The 19,701-nt window shown below is 39.8% G+C and carries 13 protein-coding genes and 1 rRNA gene; 12 read left to right on the top strand and 2 right to left on the bottom strand.

Going from position 1 to position 19,701, the window contains the following annotated elements; genetic code table 11:
* The 11 genes from rrf to EO116_RS03155 form a co-directional block, all read left to right on the top strand.
* Nucleotides 1-96: ribosomal RNA gene (rrf, locus tag EO116_RS03205) — 5S ribosomal RNA — on the top strand; the annotation flags it as partial.
* A gap of 887 nt (nucleotides 97-983) precedes the next feature.
* Complete coding sequence (locus EO116_RS03200) at nucleotides 984-1,403, top strand: hypothetical protein (RefSeq protein WP_127160594.1); 420 nt, start codon at nucleotides 984-986, stop codon at nucleotides 1,401-1,403.
* A gap of 170 nt (nucleotides 1,404-1,573) precedes the next feature.
* The gene (locus EO116_RS03195; protein WP_127160593.1) at nucleotides 1,574-3,127 is read left to right on the top strand and encodes a ClC family H(+)/Cl(-) exchange transporter; all 1,554 of its coding nucleotides are present in this window, start codon (nucleotides 1,574-1,576) and stop codon (nucleotides 3,125-3,127) included.
* Nucleotides 3,128-3,456: 329 nt separating this feature from the next.
* The gene (locus EO116_RS03190) at nucleotides 3,457-4,032 is read left to right on the top strand and encodes a molybdenum cofactor biosynthesis protein B (RefSeq protein ID WP_127160599.1); all 576 of its coding nucleotides are present in this window, start codon (nucleotides 3,457-3,459) and stop codon (nucleotides 4,030-4,032) included.
* Nucleotides 4,033-4,321: 289 nt separating this feature from the next.
* Nucleotides 4,322-4,954: a DUF47 domain-containing protein gene (locus EO116_RS03185; RefSeq protein ID WP_127160592.1), complete on the top strand. Its 633-nt coding sequence runs from the start codon at nucleotides 4,322-4,324 to the stop codon at nucleotides 4,952-4,954.
* On the top strand, nucleotides 4,947-5,945 hold the full coding sequence (locus EO116_RS03180; protein ID WP_127160591.1) for an inorganic phosphate transporter: 999 nt from the start codon (nucleotides 4,947-4,949) through the stop codon (nucleotides 5,943-5,945). The genes EO116_RS03185 and EO116_RS03180 overlap by 8 nt, the downstream gene beginning before the upstream one ends.
* Before the next feature lie 183 nt (nucleotides 5,946-6,128).
* On the top strand, nucleotides 6,129-6,572 hold the full coding sequence (locus EO116_RS03175) for an Rrf2 family transcriptional regulator (protein ID WP_127160590.1): 444 nt from the start codon (nucleotides 6,129-6,131) through the stop codon (nucleotides 6,570-6,572).
* Between the two features lie 28 nt (nucleotides 6,573-6,600).
* The gene (locus EO116_RS03170) at nucleotides 6,601-7,986 is read left to right on the top strand and encodes a cytochrome ubiquinol oxidase subunit I (RefSeq protein ID WP_127160589.1); all 1,386 of its coding nucleotides are present in this window, start codon (nucleotides 6,601-6,603) and stop codon (nucleotides 7,984-7,986) included.
* Entirely contained in the window at nucleotides 7,977-8,996 is a 1,020-nt protein-coding gene (gene cydB / locus EO116_RS03165) for a cytochrome d ubiquinol oxidase subunit II (protein WP_127160588.1), read from the top strand. Before EO116_RS03170 ends, cydB begins: the two co-directional genes overlap by 10 nt.
* Before the next feature lie 90 nt (nucleotides 8,997-9,086).
* The gene (gene cydD, locus EO116_RS03160) at nucleotides 9,087-12,866 is read left to right on the top strand and encodes a thiol reductant ABC exporter subunit CydD (protein WP_127160587.1); all 3,780 of its coding nucleotides are present in this window, start codon (nucleotides 9,087-9,089) and stop codon (nucleotides 12,864-12,866) included.
* Between the two features lie 107 nt (nucleotides 12,867-12,973).
* On the top strand, nucleotides 12,974-14,131 hold the full coding sequence (locus tag EO116_RS03155) for a hypothetical protein (RefSeq protein ID WP_127160586.1): 1,158 nt from the start codon (nucleotides 12,974-12,976) through the stop codon (nucleotides 14,129-14,131).
* Nucleotides 14,132-14,328: 197 nt separating this feature from the next.
* On the opposite strand, the gene EO116_RS08425 is transcribed toward EO116_RS03155, so the two are convergent.
* Nucleotides 14,329-14,580 carry a hypothetical protein gene (locus tag EO116_RS08425; protein WP_164726048.1) on the bottom strand — a complete coding sequence of 84 codons (252 nt, stop codon included), beginning with the start codon at nucleotides 14,578-14,580 and terminating at the stop codon, nucleotides 14,329-14,331.
* 139 nt (nucleotides 14,581-14,719) lie between these two features.
* The gene (locus EO116_RS03145) at nucleotides 14,720-15,652 is read right to left on the bottom strand and encodes a LysR family transcriptional regulator (protein ID WP_127160584.1); all 933 of its coding nucleotides are present in this window, start codon (nucleotides 15,650-15,652) and stop codon (nucleotides 14,720-14,722) included.
* A 421-nt stretch (nucleotides 15,653-16,073) separates the two neighbouring features.
* On the opposite strand from EO116_RS03145, the gene nifJ reads away from it, so the two are divergent.
* The gene (gene nifJ / locus EO116_RS03140; protein WP_127160583.1) at nucleotides 16,074-19,622 is read left to right on the top strand and encodes a pyruvate:ferredoxin (flavodoxin) oxidoreductase; all 3,549 of its coding nucleotides are present in this window, start codon (nucleotides 16,074-16,076) and stop codon (nucleotides 19,620-19,622) included.
* Nucleotides 19,623-19,701: the final 79 nt, after the last annotated feature.

Genomic DNA, 19,701 nt, shown 5'->3' with positions numbered 1-19,701 from the left:
GAACCACCTGTTCCCATCCCGAACACAGTAGTTAAGCTCGTAAACGCCGAAAGTACTTGGCTGGAAACGGCCTGGAAGGATAGGAAGTTGCTGATTAAGAAAAGAAAAAGAGACACCGTAAGGTGTCTCTTTTTGTTTTCTAATGCAATATACTCTTTTCATCTGGCCGTTTCCAGCCAGATTAATCAAGTAGTAACTAAGTTATATATGATAAGGCCTGGGATAAGCAGGGCTCATGATTTAAAGGAGCGAAGCGACGCATAAATCATAGAGCATCGCTTAGTTCCTAGCGTAAGATTTTGAAGCCCCAAAGGGGCGCACAAAATCCACAGCTAGGAACAAAGTAGGAAAAGGAAAATGTAAAAAGGTAAAAAAAGAAGAAGCGACGCATAAATCATAGAGCATCGCTTAGTTCCTAGCGTAAGATTTTGAAGCCCCAAAGGGGCGCACAAAATCCACAGCTAGGAACAAAGTAGGAAAAGGAAAATGTAAAAAGGTAAAAAAAGAAGAAGCGACGCATAAATCATAGAGCATCGCTTAGTTCCTAGCGTAAGGTTTTAAAGCCCCGAAGGGGCGTATAAAACCTACAGCTAGGAACAAATAGGAAGTCGCTGATTAAGAAAATAAAGAAGACGCCGAAAGGCGTCTTTTTTATTTTCTCATATAATATATTATTTTGGTCTGGCCGTTTCTAGCCAGATTAATTAAGTAATATCTATGGAAGAATGCAATAGGCCTGGGATCCCCAGTGAACCACTTTTAAAGGAGCGAAGCGACGCATGAAAGTGTGTGAATCGGGGAGCTCCTGGCGTAAGATTTTGAAGCCCCAAAGGGGCGCACAAAATCCACAGCTAGGAACAAATAGGAAGTTGCAAATGACAAAGATATATCTACAAACTAAGTCTCCCCAATTTAGGAGAAAACTATCGATAGTCATTAGAAAATTCTACTACAATATCCTCTATAAATACAATTAAAACAAAATGTTGACTGTAATCCCTCTTGGTAAGGCTAGCCGAAGTTTACCTGTAAATCAGATTTCTAGTGTAGATGATAGCTTTAAACTAAATTTTAAATCTCTATTATGGGGAATATTTTTTCTTTTATTGGGATTAGGAATGCTTGGGGATAATACTTTTTATGGTATTGTTATTAGTATTTACGCAATATTAACGATTCTAAGTTCTTTTGAGACAATTCTGCTTGTAAATTCTACATCCGGTGCTGTTACTGTTATTTCATTTGTCATTTTTGAGAAAGCTAAAGCTATTGAATGTAAAGACTATATTAATTTATTAATTACAGGACACCTTTCAGACACTAATGTAAGAGAACAAAATATGAAATTAATGGATAATGCTGATAAAAATACAGAAAAAATTATCGATGCATTGAAAAAATAATGAGATTATATATCTATCTAAATTAACTATTAATACTAAGTCAGAATGATTAAGGAGTAAGATCTTAATCATTCTGACTTTTATATTAGGATATTGATAATTTTACATAATGACAAATCAACTGTAACCTTGTATACTATACCTATTATTAAGATAACTAAGGTGATAGTATGATACATAATAAACGAAATAATATTTTCAAAAGACCTAAGATAGAATTTTTTAATACCTTTGACAGGGAGGAGTTTCTTTTATTAATTGTAAAAGGTATTCTTATTGGAATAGTGGCAGGTACGATTGGCTCTGCTTTCAGATATATAATTCACTGGGGCAATGATTTTAGACATGAGTTTATGGCTACCGCAACAATGGAGCAAATTATATTATGGACCATCATTATGATGATCTTAGGCTGGTGTTGTCATTTACTATTAAAATGGGCACCTTTATCAGGTGGTTCGGGGATTCCTCAAATTGAAGGAGAAATGAAAGGTATCTTTAACATGAACCCCTTTCCTACATTAGTATCTAAGTTCTTTGGTGGGGCTTTCACAGGCATTGTTGGATTCTCTGTAGGACGTGAAGGACCATCTGTACAGCTTGGCGGTGCAACCGGTAAGTTACTGTCTAACTGGTTTGGTAGCTCTTTACGGGAAGAGAGAATCTTAACATCTGCCGGAGCAGCTGCGGGATTGACGGCTGCCTTTAGTGCACCAGTATCGGGTGCTATTTTTGTGTTTGAAGAAGTTCATAAAAGTTTTTATCCTAAACTTGTGATTCCTACATTTTCTGCTACTATTTCGGCGAATTTAGTTACTTCTTTAGTATTTGGACTAACTCCGTCATTGGGATTTTCTGTAATGGAAAGTATCCCTATTGAGTATTTCGCTACACTCCTTATATTAGGTGTTGGGGTAGGTTTCTTCGGGATCTTTTTCAATCGTATGATTGTGGGCGTCAAATCGGTATATGATAAACTTTCGATTTCTAGAGGGTGGAAAATTTCACTCACATTCCTAGGGGTGACGCTATTAGGCCTGGATTCACAATTACTACTGGGTGGTGGTAATGATGTGGTGACCATGATGGTTGACCATCAACAGAGCTTTCAGCTGCTATTATATATTGTTATAGGCAAGATTATCTTAACTTCAATATGCTATGGTAATGGTGCACAAGGAGGTATCTTCCTCCCTATGGTGGTGATTGGATCGGCAGTGGGAGCGTTGGTACATAGTATATTGGTAGAATTACATATGCTCCCTAATGCTTTCGGTGGTAGTTTCATTATTTGCGGTATGGCAGGCATGTTAGCTGCCTCTATGAGAACACCTTTATTAGCGATTTTACTTGTTCTAGAAATGACAAATAGCTTTCACAGTATATACCAAGTAGGAACGGTGGCAATCGTTGCCTACTTAACAGCAGAATTTATGAAAGAATTGCCAATCTACGATAATCTGTTACTTCGGATGAGCCAAGGTTTGGTAGGCGCAGAGGAGGAACAAACATTTTTCCAAACTCGTTTGTCAGTGGTGTGTCCTTATGTAGATATGATGTTGAAAGATATTGAGCTACCGAGGGGAGCCATCATCGTAAGCATTGACCGAGGAGGGCAACCGATTGTGCCTGTTGCGACAACCGTGTTACAGTGTGGAGACGAACTATATGTTTCTTGCACAAAAGGACAATTAAAAGAAGTAAAAGAATTTTTCAGTTATTAACATTTGTTATAGAGTTACTATAGGAGGTATGTTACTATACATATAGGTAGAACTTAGCTGTTTACGAATACATGGTGTCTTGCATTAAGAGGATGTCTATGGTGTGTAAAGTTTTAATGATACACGTTTTAATGAGCAGTGTATGAGTAAAACTATATCTTAGTAGATCTAATTTGGAGTTGTATATGCTCTAGAATTTGGTATAGTAAACTTTACGAAAGTTTATATGAGAGCGCTCTCTAGTATGAATGACAAGGTTACCTATTAAAGTTACTGGTTTTACGACCGTTGTAGTATATAGTATTAACTCTAAAGAAAGGAATCGTCATATGGCAATGATGGAATTTACAGATCGTCCGTTGACAGTAGCGGTTATTACTGTGTCTGATACAAGAACAAAGGAAACTGATAAAGGTGGAGCTCGTGTTGAGGAGTTAGCTCGTGAGGCTGGTTTTGTTGTGGTATCTCGTCAGATTGTGACAGATACAATCGAAGAGATTCAAGGGGCCATTCATAAGGCTTTCACTGGCAATTATGGTGGAGATGTTCAAGCATTGACGGAATCTACAGGTAATGATGTTCGTGCTTGGACATATGAGGACAGTGTAGGTGTTGCAGATATTATTATCAGTACTGGGGGTACAGGAATTGCCAAACGTGATGTATCTATAGAGGCAGTGCAGCCTCTATTAGATAAGGAGATTCCGGGCTTTGGTGAGTTATTTCGTTTCTTAAGCTATCGTGATGATATTGGTACAAAAGCGTTAGCATCTCGCGCCATTGCGGGCGTAAAAGATCATACGATTTTATTTGCTATCCCAGGTTCTGTGGGCGCTGTTACCTTAGCCATGAAAGAATTAATTTTACCTGAAGTAAAACATCTAAAGCGAGAACTAATTAAATAGTAGATTGGAGATAGCTATCTTTTGTAACTATGTATTCATAGTACTGAGATAGCTATATTTTTGCTTTTTACAGACTAAAATGTGATACTTGTAAATAGTTAGTAGATTTATGATGCATTGTAATGACATATAAATAGAAGCGAATCAGTCATAGAATGCACTTTTAGTAAAAGATGCAAAGTAGAAACTAAAAAATGCATAGGCTCTTTTGTATTTTGCGTGCACAAGTGATTGGTAACGTGCTATAATGAGTATATGTAAATCACATAGTAAGTTATTGGAGGATGTAATGGCTTTCAATTTAAAAGGAAAAGAAGAAAAGTTTTTCAGTATGCTGAATGAGCATGCAGAGCTTTGTCATGAGGCGGCGCAGTTGATGCAAGAAGTGTTTGAAGGAGAAGTGGAAAAGAAAGAAGCACTTCGTCAAATTGAACAAAAAGAACACGAAGCTGATGAATTGGTGGCGGCTACGATGGACCGTTTGCGTAAAACATTTATTACACCAATGGACCGTGAAGATATCCAACTATTGATTGATCAATTAGATAATACCATTGATAACATCAAAGAAATTATGGATAAAATGGTGATGTATCAAGTGCAAAGTGAGCCAACTAGCGGAGCTATCCGTATGGCAGAGATTGTGGCAAAATGTTGTAAGCACATTAAAAAATCTATTTCTTATATGGGAAGTTTAAAGAAAAACTATTTGAAAGTAGAAGGTCGCGCATTAGAGGTGTTGCGTCTAGAAGCAGAGGCAGATGATATTTATCATGTGGAAATGGCGAAACTTTTTACAGAGTGCAGTGATCCTATTGAAATCATTAAGTGGAAGGAAATTCTTAGCTCCATGGAAGAAGTTATCGATGGCTCTGAGACTTTGGTAGGAACATTCCGCCGGGTAGTATTAAAGTATGCTTGATGGTTGGGTGATATGGGCCGTCGTTTTGCTCGCGTTGGCCTTTGACTATATAAATGGATTCCATGATACGGCTAATGCTATTGCTACGTCTGTATCGACGAGAGCGATTGCACCGAAAACAGCTGTTATGATGGCGGCAACCTTAAACTTTTTAGGTGCCATGGTGAGTACAGGTGTGGCTAAAACAATTGGTGGCGATATCGTTACAGCTCCTGAGATGATTAATGGCGAAATTATAGTGGCTTCTCTTGTAGGGGCTATCTTTTGGAATCTTTTAACTTGGTGGTATGGAATTCCAAGTTCTTCATCCCATGCATTAATCGGTGGTATCATTGGTGCTGTACTGATTTCTGTAGGCCCTGAAGCGTTGCAAGCTGGTGGGATTGGAAAGATTTTTATTTCTTTGGTAGCATCTCCCATTCTAGCGCTAGTATTAGGCTATATTGTGATGAAAATACTGCTGATTCTATTTGGACGATTTTCGCCAATTATCTTAAATGATCGATTCCGGAATATGCAACTAGTGTCTGCGGCACTTATGTCATTCTCGCACGGTTCCAATGATGCACAAAAAGCGATGGGAATCATTACTTTAACCTTAGTAGCTAGTGGTCACTTACAAACCTTAGACGTACCTATTTGGGTGAAAATTGCCTGTGCGACAGCAATGGCTCTAGGTACAGCAGCAGGGGGATGGAAAATTATTGCTACTGTAGGTAGTAAGATTTTTAAGTTGGAAAGTATCAATGGATTTGCAGCAGATTTGAACTCTGCCATAACTATTTTTACAGCTACTTTATTACACTTGCCAGTATCTACGACACACGTTGTGAGTGGATCCATCATGGGTGTAGGCACAGCAATGCGCGTCAAAGCAGTGAACTGGAGTACAGCACGCTCCATGGTATTTGCTTGGTTTATTACGATACCATTATCTGCCGGTGTATCAGCTTTGGCATATGTGATTATTGATGCGTTGGCACATGTATAAAAAATGAAGAAATTATGAAGAAATGTATTGCAACATTCTCAATAATTTCTTATAATAAAGGTAAGAGATGCTCGAAGGCGTATGCACTCGAGCATTTTTTATATTTTTAAAGTATACTGTAAGGGTGTACTTTTAATGCCCATACATACACAGTTTAGTATAGATTCAATAAGGGAGATACCATTGAAATTTAATCAGGCAACAGACTATGCATTTCGAATTATCTTATACATGTCTACATTACCATTCGGTACTCGAAAGGTTGGGGCAGAATTAGCAAAAACAAGTAAGATTCCTGAACGATTTTTATTAAAAATTATGCGCTATTTGGTCAATGCTAAATTATTACATTCCTATCGTGGCGTAGATGGTGGATTCACCTTGGCTAAAAAACCAAAAGATATTAGTTTATATGATGTGGTAACCGCAGTAGAAGGAGACACTTACTTACAGCATTGTTTATATGATGCGGAAAGCTGTTCTAGAGGTTGTCATGGTCAATGTGCAGTACAAGAAGCAGTTGGTAAAATTCAAGCAAGCTTAATAGAAGAATTAAAAAAGGTTGATTTCGAAACGTTAGCGAAACGTGAGCGTTCGATTCATATATCAATGCACCATGTGGTCTAAATGTATATTCAAGTGAGGAGGAATTGGCATGATGGATGCAGTCTTGTTAGCTCGTTTTCAATTTGCGTTGACTACGATCTATCATTGGCTCTTCGTACCGTTCACGCTAGGTATGACAGTATTGGTAGCAATACTTGAAATTACTTATGCACGTACGAAAAACGAAGTGTACAAAAAAATGGCAAAGTTTTGGGGTAAATTATTCCTAATTAACTTTGCAATGGGTGTTGTAACAGGTATCGTTCAAGAGTTCCATTTTGGAATGAACTGGGCAGAATACTCACGCTTCATGGGGGATATTTTCGGAGCTCCTTTGGCGTTAGAAGCCTTAACAGCATTTTTCTTAGAGTCTACCTTTATGGGGGCTTGGATTTTTGGTTGGGATAAAATGTCCCCTAAAGCACACGCATTTGTAGCTGTGCTAGTAGCGATTGGTAGTAATTTATCAGCATTTTGGATTTTAGTAGCGAACTCATTCATGCAACATCCAGTAGGTTATGTACTTCGTAATGGTCGTGCAGAAATGGATTCTTTTGCAGCAATCTTACAAAATGGATACTTACCAGGCCAATATTTACACATCTTTACAGATGGTATCTTAACAGCAGGTGTTATCATTGCTTCTGTTAGTGCATGGCATTTATTGAAAAATAATCACGTAGAGTTCTATTCTAAATCCATTAAATTTGGTTTAGGCGCTGCTGTGATTGGCGGCTTATTAGTAGGTGGTGCTGGTCACTTCCAAGGTCAAACAGTAGCCAAATTACAACCAATGAAAGTAGCAGCTTTTGAAGCATTGTGGGAAACACATGATCCAGCTCCATTTGCTATTGCAGCAGGTATTGACCAAGAAGGCAAAAAGAATAGCTTTGAAATCGGTATTCCAGGCGCCTTATCTTTCGTAGTTCATGACTCTTTCAAAGGGGAAGTGAAAGGTATCAATGACCTTCAAAAAGAAGCGGAACTAAAACATGGTGCTGGTGATTATGTGCCACATGTAACATCTATGTTCTGGTCCTTCCGTGTGATGATTTTAGCAGGTATTATTATGTTAGTGACATCTATTGTGGGATACTATTTACATGTGAAAGGTAAATTACTTAACAATAGAGTGGCTCTAAAAAGTATCTATCACTTATTAGCCCTTCCATTTATTGCGAACTCCACAGGTTGGTATGTAGCAGAAGCGGGTCGTCAACCATGGCTTGTATATGGTTTGCAAAAAACGGCTGATGGTGCATCCAAAGTCGTAACAGCGCCAGAAATCTGGACAACAATCATCGGTTTCACAGCTGTATACGTAGTGATGGCAATTGCTGCGATTTACTTAGCAGTAAAACATATTCAAGCGGGACCAGCTGGTAACCCAGCTCATGATGTGGTTGAACAAGAGGAGGCTACATTATGGAAATAATTACAAATAACTTAGAATTAATTTGGTTCATCTTAGTAGGTGTACTATTTACAGGATTTTTCATTTTAGAAGGCCTTGACTATGGCGTAGGTATGTGGCTTCCATTTTTGGGTAAAACAGACCGTGAACGTCGTCAATTAATCAATACGATCGGACCTGTATGGGACGGTAACCAAGTATGGATGTTGACTGCTGGTGGTGCTATGTTCGCATCCTTCCCGCAAGTGTATGCTACACTATTTAGTGGGTTCTACTTGGCATTATTCTTGATGTTAGCAGCTTTGATTGCTCGTGGTGTGTCCTTCGACTTCCGTAGTAAAGATAAAAGCCCAACATGGCGTAGTGCTTTCGACTGGTGCATTTTCTTTGGATCTGCTATCCCTGCACTTCTTTGGGGTGTGACAGTAGGTAATTTAATCCAAGGTACACCAATTGATAAACACATGAACTATGTAGGTGGTTTCTTAGATTTGTTGAGTGTATATACAATCCTTTGTGGCGTTGCTTTTGTATGTGTATTCTTGTACCATGGTGCGTTATATGCTTCCTTAAAAACAACAGGGGAAATCTCTGAACGTGCTCGTGCAGCAGCCTTAGTAGAAGGTGTGATCACGGCTGTAGGTGCGTTGGTATTAGTAGGTGCTACCTATGTGTACACTGACTTATTCAATAGCACATTAGCTACGGTAGCCTTTGCATTAGCTATTGTAAGCTTCTTAGTATCTTGGGGCTTTACACGTACGCGCCAAACTGGTAAAGGTTTCGTGTTCAGTGCATTAACAATTCTATTTGTTACACTAGCTTACTTTGCAGGATTATTCCCTCGCATTATGGTATCTAGCATTGATCCAGCGTACAGCTTAACAATCATGAATGCAGCATCTTCTACATACACATTAACATTGATGACAATCGTAGCATGCATCTTCGTACCTATCGTATTAGTGTACCAAGCATGGGCGTACTACTATTTCCGTCATCGTGTATCACAAGATGACTTACACTATTAATCTATAGTGGCTTTGAAAGGGGCGTGATTTCACGTCCCTTTTGTTGTATAGAATAGGGATCAATATATAACGATTCTGAAAGGAGGTCTTATGTTTCATCCCTTTGCGTGGCAATTAGTAAAATTGCACCCTCGTTCCTATGGAGGGCTATTGTTGCTGACCTTACTTGGTACGATAGCGACCTTAGGACAAGCCTATGCCTTTGCTCGGATCATTGATAGCTTGGTAGTACAAGGTGAAAGCCTACCCTATGGTACTATGGCTGTATTAGGAGCCATGATTAGTATGCGTATGGTATGTTCTCATGGAGAACAGTGGCTAAGAGACCATATTGCCAGTGCCGTTCATGAGGACCTACGAAATCGAGTGTTACATCATATGATTGCCCAAGGTGTCCGTCAATCTGAAAGTGCTGGATCTGTTACCCATATTTTGACAGATGGATTAGACCATGTAGATGCCTATATGAGCCAATATATTCCACAAGCTCTTTATGCTGTATTAATCCCGCTTATGATATCCATAGCCATCATCGATTCTGTATCTTGGATTGGATGGATTTTATTGATGACCTATCCTTTGATTCCTTTCTTTATGATTCTTATCGGTAAACAAGCGGACAAATTAAACAAACAACAATGGGAACGAATGCAATTCTTAGGTGGACATTTTCTTGATGTATTGCAAGGGTTGACGACTCTGAAAGTGTTTGGTCGCGCCAAAGAACAGGTTCATGTTATAGGCTGTTTATCTGGTGAATTTCGCGATGCCACATTAAAGGTATTGCGTATCGCTTTCTTATCTGCCTTAGTATTGGAATTGATTGGTACCATTAGTACAGCCATGATTGCCGTTTACCTAGGGGTGTCCTTAGTGTATGGGGAAGTAGAGTTTTTGCCGGCTTTCTTTATTTTGCTACTGGCACCAGATTTCTATGCGCCTCTACGACAACTAGGTGCTGCGTTTCATACAGGTTTGTCCGGTAAGGTGAGTTTGACAGCAGTGCAAGAGTATCTAACATCTGGTATAGAAGTAGTTCGTACAGGTCAAGAAACACTTAAGGGACCGATGCAAACCATAGAGTTCCGTGATGTGGCGTACGAATATGAGGAAGATCATGTGGGGTTAGAGACTTTCACAGGTGTATTGAAACGTGGGCATTCCTATATGCTAGTTGGTGAAAGCGGAGCGGGCAAAACCACTATATCCAATGTGCTCATGCAATTATTGACGCCTACTAAGGGGCAAGTCACGGTGGATGGTTATGATTTACAAACTTTAGACAGCCAGTGGTACCACGAGCAGATTGCTTATCTCAGTCAAACCCCATATATTATGAGTGGTACTTTACGGGAAAACTTACAATTTGGGTTAAAGGTAACTGACGAAACGTTGTGGGAAGTACTGCAACAAGTGCAATTAGCTGATTTTGTGAGTGCCTTGCCATTGAGGTTAGATACGGTGATTGGAGAAGGTGGGTACGGATTATCTGGCGGACAACGCCAACGATTAGCTTTAGGACGGACCTTGTTGCGACCAGCACAAATCCTTATCCTCGATGAAGTGACGGCCCATTTAGATGTGGAAACGGAAAATTTGATTATGCAGGTATTGCGTGAGTATGGTCAAGATAAAATCGTTCTCTATGTGGGCCATCGAGTGCAAACTATGAAGTATGTGGATACGTTATTTGTGATGCAAGCAGGAAGACTAGTTGAATCCGGCAGTTATACGGATTTAGTAACACAAAATGGATATTTTGCGTCTTTAGTGAATACCTATAGTAATCCTGTGATGCGGAAAGTAATGGCGAAGAGCGACGATTCTATATGTGTGAACCAAGTTTTAGAAACAACGCATAATACTAATGCTGAATCCCAAGATAGGAAGACTCAATCCGATCTAGCCAATCTATACCAATTAGATGTATTACATGTTAAGGAAGATACTAGAATAAACGCTAAAACGATGGCACAAGAGGAAACCCCTGGGACATACGTGATGGACTATGACACCATGACTCGTACTGCGATAGAGCCAAGTGCAGTAAATGATGATAAACGGCAAAATGAAGTAAGGGAATCTGTAAAGAAACCGGATATACGCCGTGGACTAGTATCGTTATGGAACTTGCTATCTCAACATAGAGTCTTGTTAGTGGGCAGTGCTATGCTTGCCATGGGCACGGTGCTCATGAATATTGGATTACTGACTACGTCTACATGGCTCATAACGAAAGCTTCGGAGCATCCTATATTAGTAGTTCTTAGCTTGGCTATTGTAGGAGTACGATTCTTTGGGATTGGCCGTGCCATCTGTCGCTATGGGGAACGCTATGTGTCCCATTCGATGGCCTTTCAAGGCTTGTATAAACTACGTATCGCCTTCTTTAAACGGTTAGAACCATTGGTGCCACGCCTCTTTCAATCAATGAAAATGGGCGACCTACTAGGACGAATTATGGCAGATATTGAGACATTACAGTTCTTTTATTTGCGCACCCTAGTACCGAGTTTGTCTTTCATTGGTATTACAGTAGTAGGATGTAGTATTGGATACCAATTGCATCCTATAGTTACGATAGTGATTGCACTGTACAGTATTATTGTAGGTATTATATTGCCAATCATCATTACCTATGTCTTGCGACAAGTTCCACCTATGCGCCTACACACGAGAGGGCTGATGAAAGAGGAATTCATCGAATCTGTGCATGGCGTAGTAGATATCATTATGAGCCATCAAGAAACAAAGTTTGTACAGTCTATGAAAGCATCCTTTAGCGCTTATGATGGTTGGCAAAGTCTATGGAATCGTGGTGTTCGCTGGAACCAGACTATCCTACTGGGCTTAGCTCAATCAGCATTACTAGTGGGGGTGGTCGTTGGAGCCTGGGTCATCGATGAAAGCTCTTACGGACCACTATGGGTGGCAGTGCTCGCTATTGGATTACAGTCCTACTTTGAAGTATTGCAACCTATGACAGAAGCATCTTTGCATGGGTATGAAAGTGCTTTAGCCATGGAGCGATTAGAAGCTCTAGACGGTCAAGGAAACCAACAGATACAATCAGTAGATCGTGTAAGTAATTATAGTAGTAGAGGCTTGGGGGAATACGTTGATAATGACAGTTCACACGATGTATCCCCTATGATTCGTATACAATCGCTATGCTTCACCTATGACGTTCTACCTATCTACGATAGATTAGACTTGTCAATTCAAAAAGGTGAGAAAGTAGCGATTGTAGGTCCTAGTGGATCTGGTAAAAGTACTTTATTTGCACTGTTGCAAGGATGGTATACATACAGTGGTACTATCTCTATTGATGGAGTCGATACAAAGATGCTTTCAGAGGAACAATTACAATCTTATATGGCATATGCAACTCAAGATATCTATGTATTCCATGCGACCATAGGCGATAATATTCGATTGGCTAAGCCGAGTGCAACGGATGAGAACATTTGGCAAGCCATAGAAGCGGTACAACTGGCAGACTGGGTACGGACGTTGCCAAAAGGTTTGCGCACCATGGTCGGTCAAGGGGGCATGGGCCTTAGTGGTGGACAACGACAACGGCTCGGTATGTCGCGCTTGTATTTACGTGATGCAGAGATTCTGCTCTTGGATGAGCCACTAGAAGGATTAGACCAAGTTACACGACACTTGGTACAAGATCAGTTGAGTACCTTGTTCCAAGGAAAAACTGTTTTATACATTACACACCATATTGAACAATTGCATGAAATGGATCGTATCTTGTTCTTAGAACAGGGCCACATTGTAGAAAGTGGAACCTATGAAAGTTTATTAGCTTTACAAGGTAGATTCTACGAATACCATCGATTGAGTATGGAGCGAATTTAGTATAGGTGGGGCTTTTCTTTCATTTGTAGGGGGACTATGATATAATTGTGTTAAATTATGAAAGTATATCACTTAGATTCGAATAACCTACTAGATAGGAGATATATATGGGACAATTAGTTACAAAGCTGTTGAAATTAGCCAATGCTGTAACTACACAAACACATATAGAAGCCCCACGTTTACTAGAGCAACTAGAAGATGGAAATACATTGTATGATCATCGTATGCTATCCATTGAGGAAGAAGCGGTGAACCACAAGATGCGATCTGTGGTGCGTAATCATTGGTTTTTTCATTCTATTATCTTTGAGTTTGAACCAAATAATAAGGTATTCATGAATGTTATCACGAAATTGGGGAATGTTATCAATGTAGAATTTGATATTGATGATATTTGGTTTGATGATTATACATCCACCATTCAGCTAAAATTAGATGTGGCTAACGTGGATATGGGGGGCTTATTCTTAAATATCATTACTCATATTTTGGGAAATTGGAGTTTGCATGTATTGGGGATGTTCTTTAATCCTTTCAGTATCGGTAATGATACGTCATCTATGCGCTTAGAAAAGAAAGGCATTATTCGGTTTGATTTGTCACCGAATAGCCCAGTACGAGAGTTCATTCCTTGGCCACAACGACCAAAGGAAAGTGTGGGACCAGTGCTATTAACAGCTATCAAATCGGGACAATCTGTATTGCAAGTGGAGTACTATGCATTCCATCAGAAGCTAGAAACCTATTCAGCTCCGGAAATGCCGGTCAAAACGAACTGGGTTCGGTCTATAGATATGGCGGCCGCTTTATTAATGCCAATTGGTGTATGGGTAAGTTTTATTATCTTGAACCATTACTTACCACATGAAGAATTACAGGATTTTTCTTTTTCTACGTATTTCTTTATTTCCTTAAGTATTTTGCTATTCAGTTTTATCGTCATGAATATTCCTCGGTACATTTATATGTATTTTGAAACGAGGAAAAAATGGCAATCTGTATTTGTGAGCAATAATATTAAGATACAGATGCGACGATTACAACGACGCATTGCGATGCAAAAGCAGGCCCTAGAGAATGATAAAAACGTTATGAAACGACAAGAGCACATCGTGGAAATGTTGATGCAAATACGGGATAAACGATTCTTGGCACATCGGTTGAAAGTGGCTGATGAAGATCGGGATCGGAAACAGAAAGTGAAGTTTATTATAGCTTATGTGCTGTGTACATTTCTCGAATGGATGCTCCTTATACACTAAGCACTTATACTCGAAAGAGAGAGGAGGGATATGTGAGACATAAAAACATGCTGCCGCAAATTGTTTTTGTGTCTCACATATCCCTCCTTTTCAAATGTAGTAAGTGCTGAGGTATGCGTCGCAAGGGAGTATGTAGTAGTGAATGGAATATAAAAAGGACTGTACTCAGTGCTGATGCACTTGGTACAGTCCTTTGTTTATTTTTTAACGTCTGGGACGTTGGTTGGGTTTGCTTTGAATGGTGTTTTCACTAGTGTTGCTTTACTTGGTTCTGGAGCCTCAATGTTGGGGTGTTCCCATTCGAGTTGCATGATGCGGAACTGGTGTTGGTTGGCAAAGCGTTTGAGCTGCCAGCTGCCACGTTCCAGTTCTTTTAGTCGATCTCCGTGCGAGTTACTGATGTTTTCTAGGTTGGTCAAGCGATAGTGAAAGGTATCGCTATGTTCCATGGTGTGCTCCGTATCGATGCGTTCTTTCAGAGCATCAATTTCTAGTTGCTGTGATATCATCCAATAGGTACTGCTTAGTACGTAGAGGATAATCCAGAACAGGGGCTTCCGTAGGAGAGTGCCTACTTTTAGAAATAGATTACTCAGCTGCTTCTTCATGGGTGTCGCCAGGGATTAATGGCAAACGCGCCATCACAAAGTCTAACCATAAGCGGGATGCATGAGATAGGTAATGTCCTTTTTTCCAAATCACGTGTAAGGTATGCATAATTTCAGGGTTTACTAAAGGACGTACTACAACGCTAGATCCTACTTTCGTATTTTCGTCTTCCGTAGGGCATAGACGGCTAGGTAATAAAGCAATCGCTAAGTGAGCAGCGACGGTTTGTAACATCAAATCACGTTGACTAGTTTCAAACACAATATGTGGCTGGAAGCCTACTGACTTACAAGATTTTACAATTTCATCGTGTAAGTTAAAATCATCTTTGTGTAATACGAAAGATTGATCCGCTAATTGGTCAAGAGAAATAGCGTCTTCTTGGGCTAATGGATTATCTTTTGGTAAGATAACACTAAGCGGGTCACTTGTTAAATAGAAAGAATCAAATTCTTTCGCATTAGGTTTAGTACAGATAATGCCCACGTCGATGAGACCCTCTTGGACAGAGATTTCTATTTTTTTAGAACCATGTTCATAAAGTTCTAATTCGATTTGAGGGTAGGTTTGTTTAAACTCACCTAATAATTGCGCAAAGATAGGAGCATCTGTCACTGGTGGTAATCCAATTAATACAGAGCCTTGCTCTAGGCGGAATTCATTTTCGAAATCGATTTTTAAATGCTCAAACATGAACACAACCCGTTTAGCATGGGTTAAAAAGATGGTGCCACCGTCAGTCATTTCAACGGATTTTGCATTACGAATGAATAATACCACACCTAGCTCATCTTCAAGAGCTTTTATAGTACGGCTGATAGCAGATTGTGAAATGTGAAGATTTCTTGCGGCCTTGCTGAAACTTTTTTGATCCGCCACTTCTACGAAGTATTTTAAGTGATGAAAGTCCATAATGCACCTCTTAAATATGGTAATAACAAAAGTCCTCTTTTTTAGTATGCTATTTGAGCAACAATGCATGTATAAATGTAAATTGATAATCGCATAATTAGCAATGCATATAGTCTATATGGTATTGCGAAGTTATCGTTCTCAATGTATAATGAAACCATAAGGCTATATCAATTTGTTGCGAAGTAGAGTTGCTACTTCACAAATTTGCAAAGAGGTACTATATAACTAATATATTATTACATTTTTGCAACATATGCAATCTTTTTAGAAATAAACGATTCATATTTCAAAAACATTTTGATACTCAGAGGGGAAGATTCGGCCAGCGAGTGCTTGGCTAAGAGTCTATATACATCCCCCTATTTTGTATGTAACTACAAGTGTTAATTTTTATTTGCTGTAAGGAGGCTATTTTAACATGCGTAAAATGAAAACTATGGACGGCAACCAAGCTGCAGCTCACGTAGCGTATGGTTTTTCTGAAGTGGCAGCGATTTATCCTATCACTCCATCTTCTCCAATGCCAGAACATGTGGATGAATGGGCAGGACAAGGTCGTAAAAACTTGTTCGGTCATACTGTACAGGTTGTTGAAATGCAATCCGAAGCCGGCGCTGCAGCAGCAGTTCACGGTTCTTTACAAGCGGGCGCATTGACAACTACGTTCACATCTTCTCAAGGTCTATTATTAATGTTACCTAACTTGTACAAAGTGTCTGGTGAGTTACTTCCAGGTGTATTCCACGTAGCAGCTCGTGCTATCGCAGCGCAAGCATTGTCTATCTTTGGTGACCATCAAGACGTTATGGCAGCTCGTGCTGCTGGTTGTGCTATGTTAGCAGAATCCTCTGTACAAGAAGTTATGGATCTTGCTCCAGTTGCGCATTTAACAGCGTTAAAAACTCGCGTTCCTTTCATCAACTTCTTCGACGGTTTCCGTACTTCTCACGAAATCCAAAAAATCGAAGTATTAGAATATGATGAATTAAAACCTTTAGTAGACCAAGACGCTTTAGAAGCATTCCGTCAACGTGCGTTGAACCCAGATGCTCCTGTAACTCGTGGTACTGCTGAAAACCCTGATATCTACTTCCAACATCGTGAAGCTTCTAACCCATTCTACTTAGAAGTTCCAAATGTAGTAGAACATTACATGCATGAAATCAACAAAATCACTGGTCGTAACTACCAATTGTTTAACTACTATGGTGCTGAAGATGCAACTGACGTAATCGTAACAATGGGTTCCTCTGCACAAGTAGCTACTGAAACTGTAGATTACTTACGTGCACAAGGCCGTAAAGTTGGTTTCGTACAAGTACACTTATTCCGTCCATTCGCGACAGATCGTTTTGTAGCGGCTCTTCCAAAAACTGTAGAACGCGTAGCAGTATTAGACCGTACAAAAGAGCCAGGTGCATTAGCGGAACCTTTATTCTTAGACGTTCAAGCAGCACTTGTTCAACACAATATCAATGCTAAAGTATTCGGCGGTCGTTATGGTCTTTCTTCTAAAGACGTAATCCCAGCTGACCTTGTAGCAGTATATGATAACATGTTAGCAGAAGCTGGCAAACGTTTCTTCACATTGGGTATCAATGACGATGTAACTAACTTGTCCTTAAACCGTGCTGAAGGCGTATCCGTAAAAACTGAAGGTTTGACTGGATGTAAATTCTGGGGCTTCGGTTCTGACGGAACTGTAGGTGCTAACAAATCTGCTATCAAAATCATCGGTGACCATACAGATATGTATGCACAAGCATACTTCGACTATGACTCCAAAAAATCTGGTGGTGTGACAATGTCTCACTTACGTTTTGGTAAAAATCCAATCAACAAACCATACTTGGTAACTGAACCAGAATTTATCGCTTGTCATCGTCAATCTTATGTACATGAATATGATCTTCTTCGTGGTATTAAACATGGCGGTACATTCTTATTGAACTGTACTTGGTCTCCAGAAGAATTAGCAGAAAAATTACCTGCAAAACTTCGCCGTACAATTGCTGAAAAAGAATTGAACTTCTACATCATCAATGCAGCGAAAATTGCAGCTGAAATTGGTTTGGGTGGCCGTATCAACATGGTTACACAAGCTGCGTTCTTCAAATTGACTGAAGATACAATCATTCCTATCGACAAAGCAGTAGAATATTTAAAAGACTCCATTGAAAAAACATATGGTAAAAAAGGTGCAGACGTTGTTGCAATGAATAACGAAGCCGTTGACCAAGGTGTAGGAGCTCTTGTAAAAGTAGACGTTCCAGCAGAATGGAAAGATGCAAAAGACTCCGAAGATACTTTCGAAAAATCTTCTTGCACAACTTGCCCAAGTTATGTAGCTAACATTGCTAAACCTGTTAATGCACAAGCTGGTTATGACTTACCAGTATCTGCTTTCACAGGTTATGAAGATGGTACATTACCTTCTGGTACTGCAGCATTCGAAAAACGTGGTGCCGCATTATTCGTTCCTCACTGGATCAAAGAAAACTGTATCCAATGTAACCAATGTTCCTTCGTATGTCCACATGCGACTATCCGTCCTGTATTAGCGACAGCAGAAGAAGCAGCAGCAGGTCCAGAAAACTTCGAAACAATTCCAGAAATGATGACAAAAGGCGAATTGCAATTCCGTATTGCAGTATCTCCATTAGACTGCTTGGGTTGCGGTAACTGCGTAAACATCTGTCCAGCTCCTAAAGGAAAAGCAATTGAAATGCGCCCTATCGATGGCGAATTAGAATTTGCTCCAGCTTGGGATTATGGTGTAGCATTACCAACTAAATCTCACCCAATGAAACAAGAAACTGTTAAAGGTTCCCAATTCAAAACTCCATTGCTTGAGTTCTCCGGCGCTTGCGCAGGTTGTGGTGAAACTCCATACGCTAAATTGATTACTCAATTGTTTGGTGACCGTATGATGATTGCCAATGCAACAGGTTGTTCCTCTATCTGGGGTGCATCTATGCCAGCATCTCCATACACTAAAAACCAACAAGGCCAAGGTCCTGCTTGGGCTAACTCCTTATTCGAGGATAACGCTGAGTTCGGTTACGGTATGTTCATCGGTACTGAAAAAATCCGTACACAATTAGCTGACACTGTAGCTTCCATCGCTGAAACTGCTGATGAAGCAACAAAACAAGTTCTTGACTTATGGTTAGAAAAACGTCTTCAAGGCGAAGGTACTCGTGACCGCGCTAAAGCAGTAATCGATGCTCTTTCCAAAGTAGAACAAACAGAAGCTGTAAAAGAAGTATTGGCTAAAAAACAATACCTTGTAAAACGTTCCCAATGGATCTTCGGTGGTGACGGTTGGGCATACGATATCGGTTTCGGTGGTCTTGACCATGTATTGGCTTCCGGCGAAGACGTTAACGTATTCGTATTCGATACAGAAGTATACTCCAACACTGGCGGTCAAGCATCTAAATCTACTCGCGTAGGTGCAGTTGCTCAATTCGCTGCGCAAGGTAAACGTACAAACAAAAAAGACCTTGGCATGATCGCTATGACATATGGCAACATCTATGTGGCTCAAGTTGGTATGGGTGCTGACATGAACCAATTGATGAAAGCATTGGCAGAAGCTGAAGCATATCCAGGTCCATCCCTAATCATCGCTTACGCTCCATGTATCAACCATGGTATCAAAGGTGGTATGGGTAATGCACAAGCTGAAACTAAACAAGCTGTTGCATCCGGTTACTGGGATCTATACCGTTACAACCCAGCATTAAAAGCACAAGGCAAAAACCCATTCAGCCTTGATTCCAAAGAACCTGATTACGAATTATTCGATTCCTTCTTAGGAAAAGAAGTTCGTTACACATCTTTGGGTAAAGCAGTTCCTGCAATGAGCAAAGAATTGTTAGAAATCAACAAACAATTAGCTAAAGAACGCCGTCAATCTTATGTTCGTTTACAAAAAGGTTTTGAAGACGAATTACAAGGCTAATCAATAGCGAATGTAATATGAAAAGGCTCTCCTTCGGGAGGGCCTTTTTATCGGAGTTGTATGAAGGTATTTTTTACTG

Origin of the sequence: Veillonella sp. VA137 (assembly GCF_003992015.1) — a bacterium.
In the GTDB taxonomy this organism is placed as follows: Bacteria; Bacillota; Negativicutes; order Veillonellales; family Veillonellaceae; genus F0422.
Note: the sequence above shows the minus strand (reverse complement) of the source record. Positions and strands in the feature narration are given on the sequence as shown.

Excerpts from the sequence above, each read along its gene's own strand:
- EO116_RS03200 (WP_127160594.1), top strand. The coding sequence starts at position 984 with ATGTTGACTGTAATCCCTCTTGGTAAGGCTAGCCGAAGTTTACCTGTA.
- EO116_RS03195 (WP_127160593.1), top strand. The coding sequence starts at position 1,574 with ATGATACATAATAAACGAAATAATATTTTCAAAAGACCTAAGATAGAA.
- EO116_RS03190 (WP_127160599.1), top strand. The coding sequence starts at position 3,457 with ATGGCAATGATGGAATTTACAGATCGTCCGTTGACAGTAGCGGTTATT.
- EO116_RS03185 (WP_127160592.1), top strand. The coding sequence starts at position 4,322 with ATGGCTTTCAATTTAAAAGGAAAAGAAGAAAAGTTTTTCAGTATGCTG.
- EO116_RS03180 (WP_127160591.1), top strand. The coding sequence starts at position 4,947 with ATGCTTGATGGTTGGGTGATATGGGCCGTCGTTTTGCTCGCGTTGGCC.
- EO116_RS03170 (WP_127160589.1), top strand. The coding sequence starts at position 6,601 with ATGATGGATGCAGTCTTGTTAGCTCGTTTTCAATTTGCGTTGACTACG.
- cydB (WP_127160588.1), top strand. The coding sequence starts at position 7,977 with ATGGAAATAATTACAAATAACTTAGAATTAATTTGGTTCATCTTAGTA.
- cydD (WP_127160587.1), top strand. The coding sequence starts at position 9,087 with ATGTTTCATCCCTTTGCGTGGCAATTAGTAAAATTGCACCCTCGTTCC.
- EO116_RS03155 (WP_127160586.1), top strand. The coding sequence starts at position 12,974 with ATGGGACAATTAGTTACAAAGCTGTTGAAATTAGCCAATGCTGTAACT.
- EO116_RS08425 (WP_164726048.1), bottom strand. The coding sequence starts at position 14,580 with ATGGAACATAGCGATACCTTTCACTATCGCTTGACCAACCTAGAAAAC.
- EO116_RS03145 (WP_127160584.1), bottom strand. The coding sequence starts at position 15,652 with ATGGACTTTCATCACTTAAAATACTTCGTAGAAGTGGCGGATCAAAAA.
- nifJ (WP_127160583.1), top strand. The coding sequence starts at position 16,074 with ATGCGTAAAATGAAAACTATGGACGGCAACCAAGCTGCAGCTCACGTA.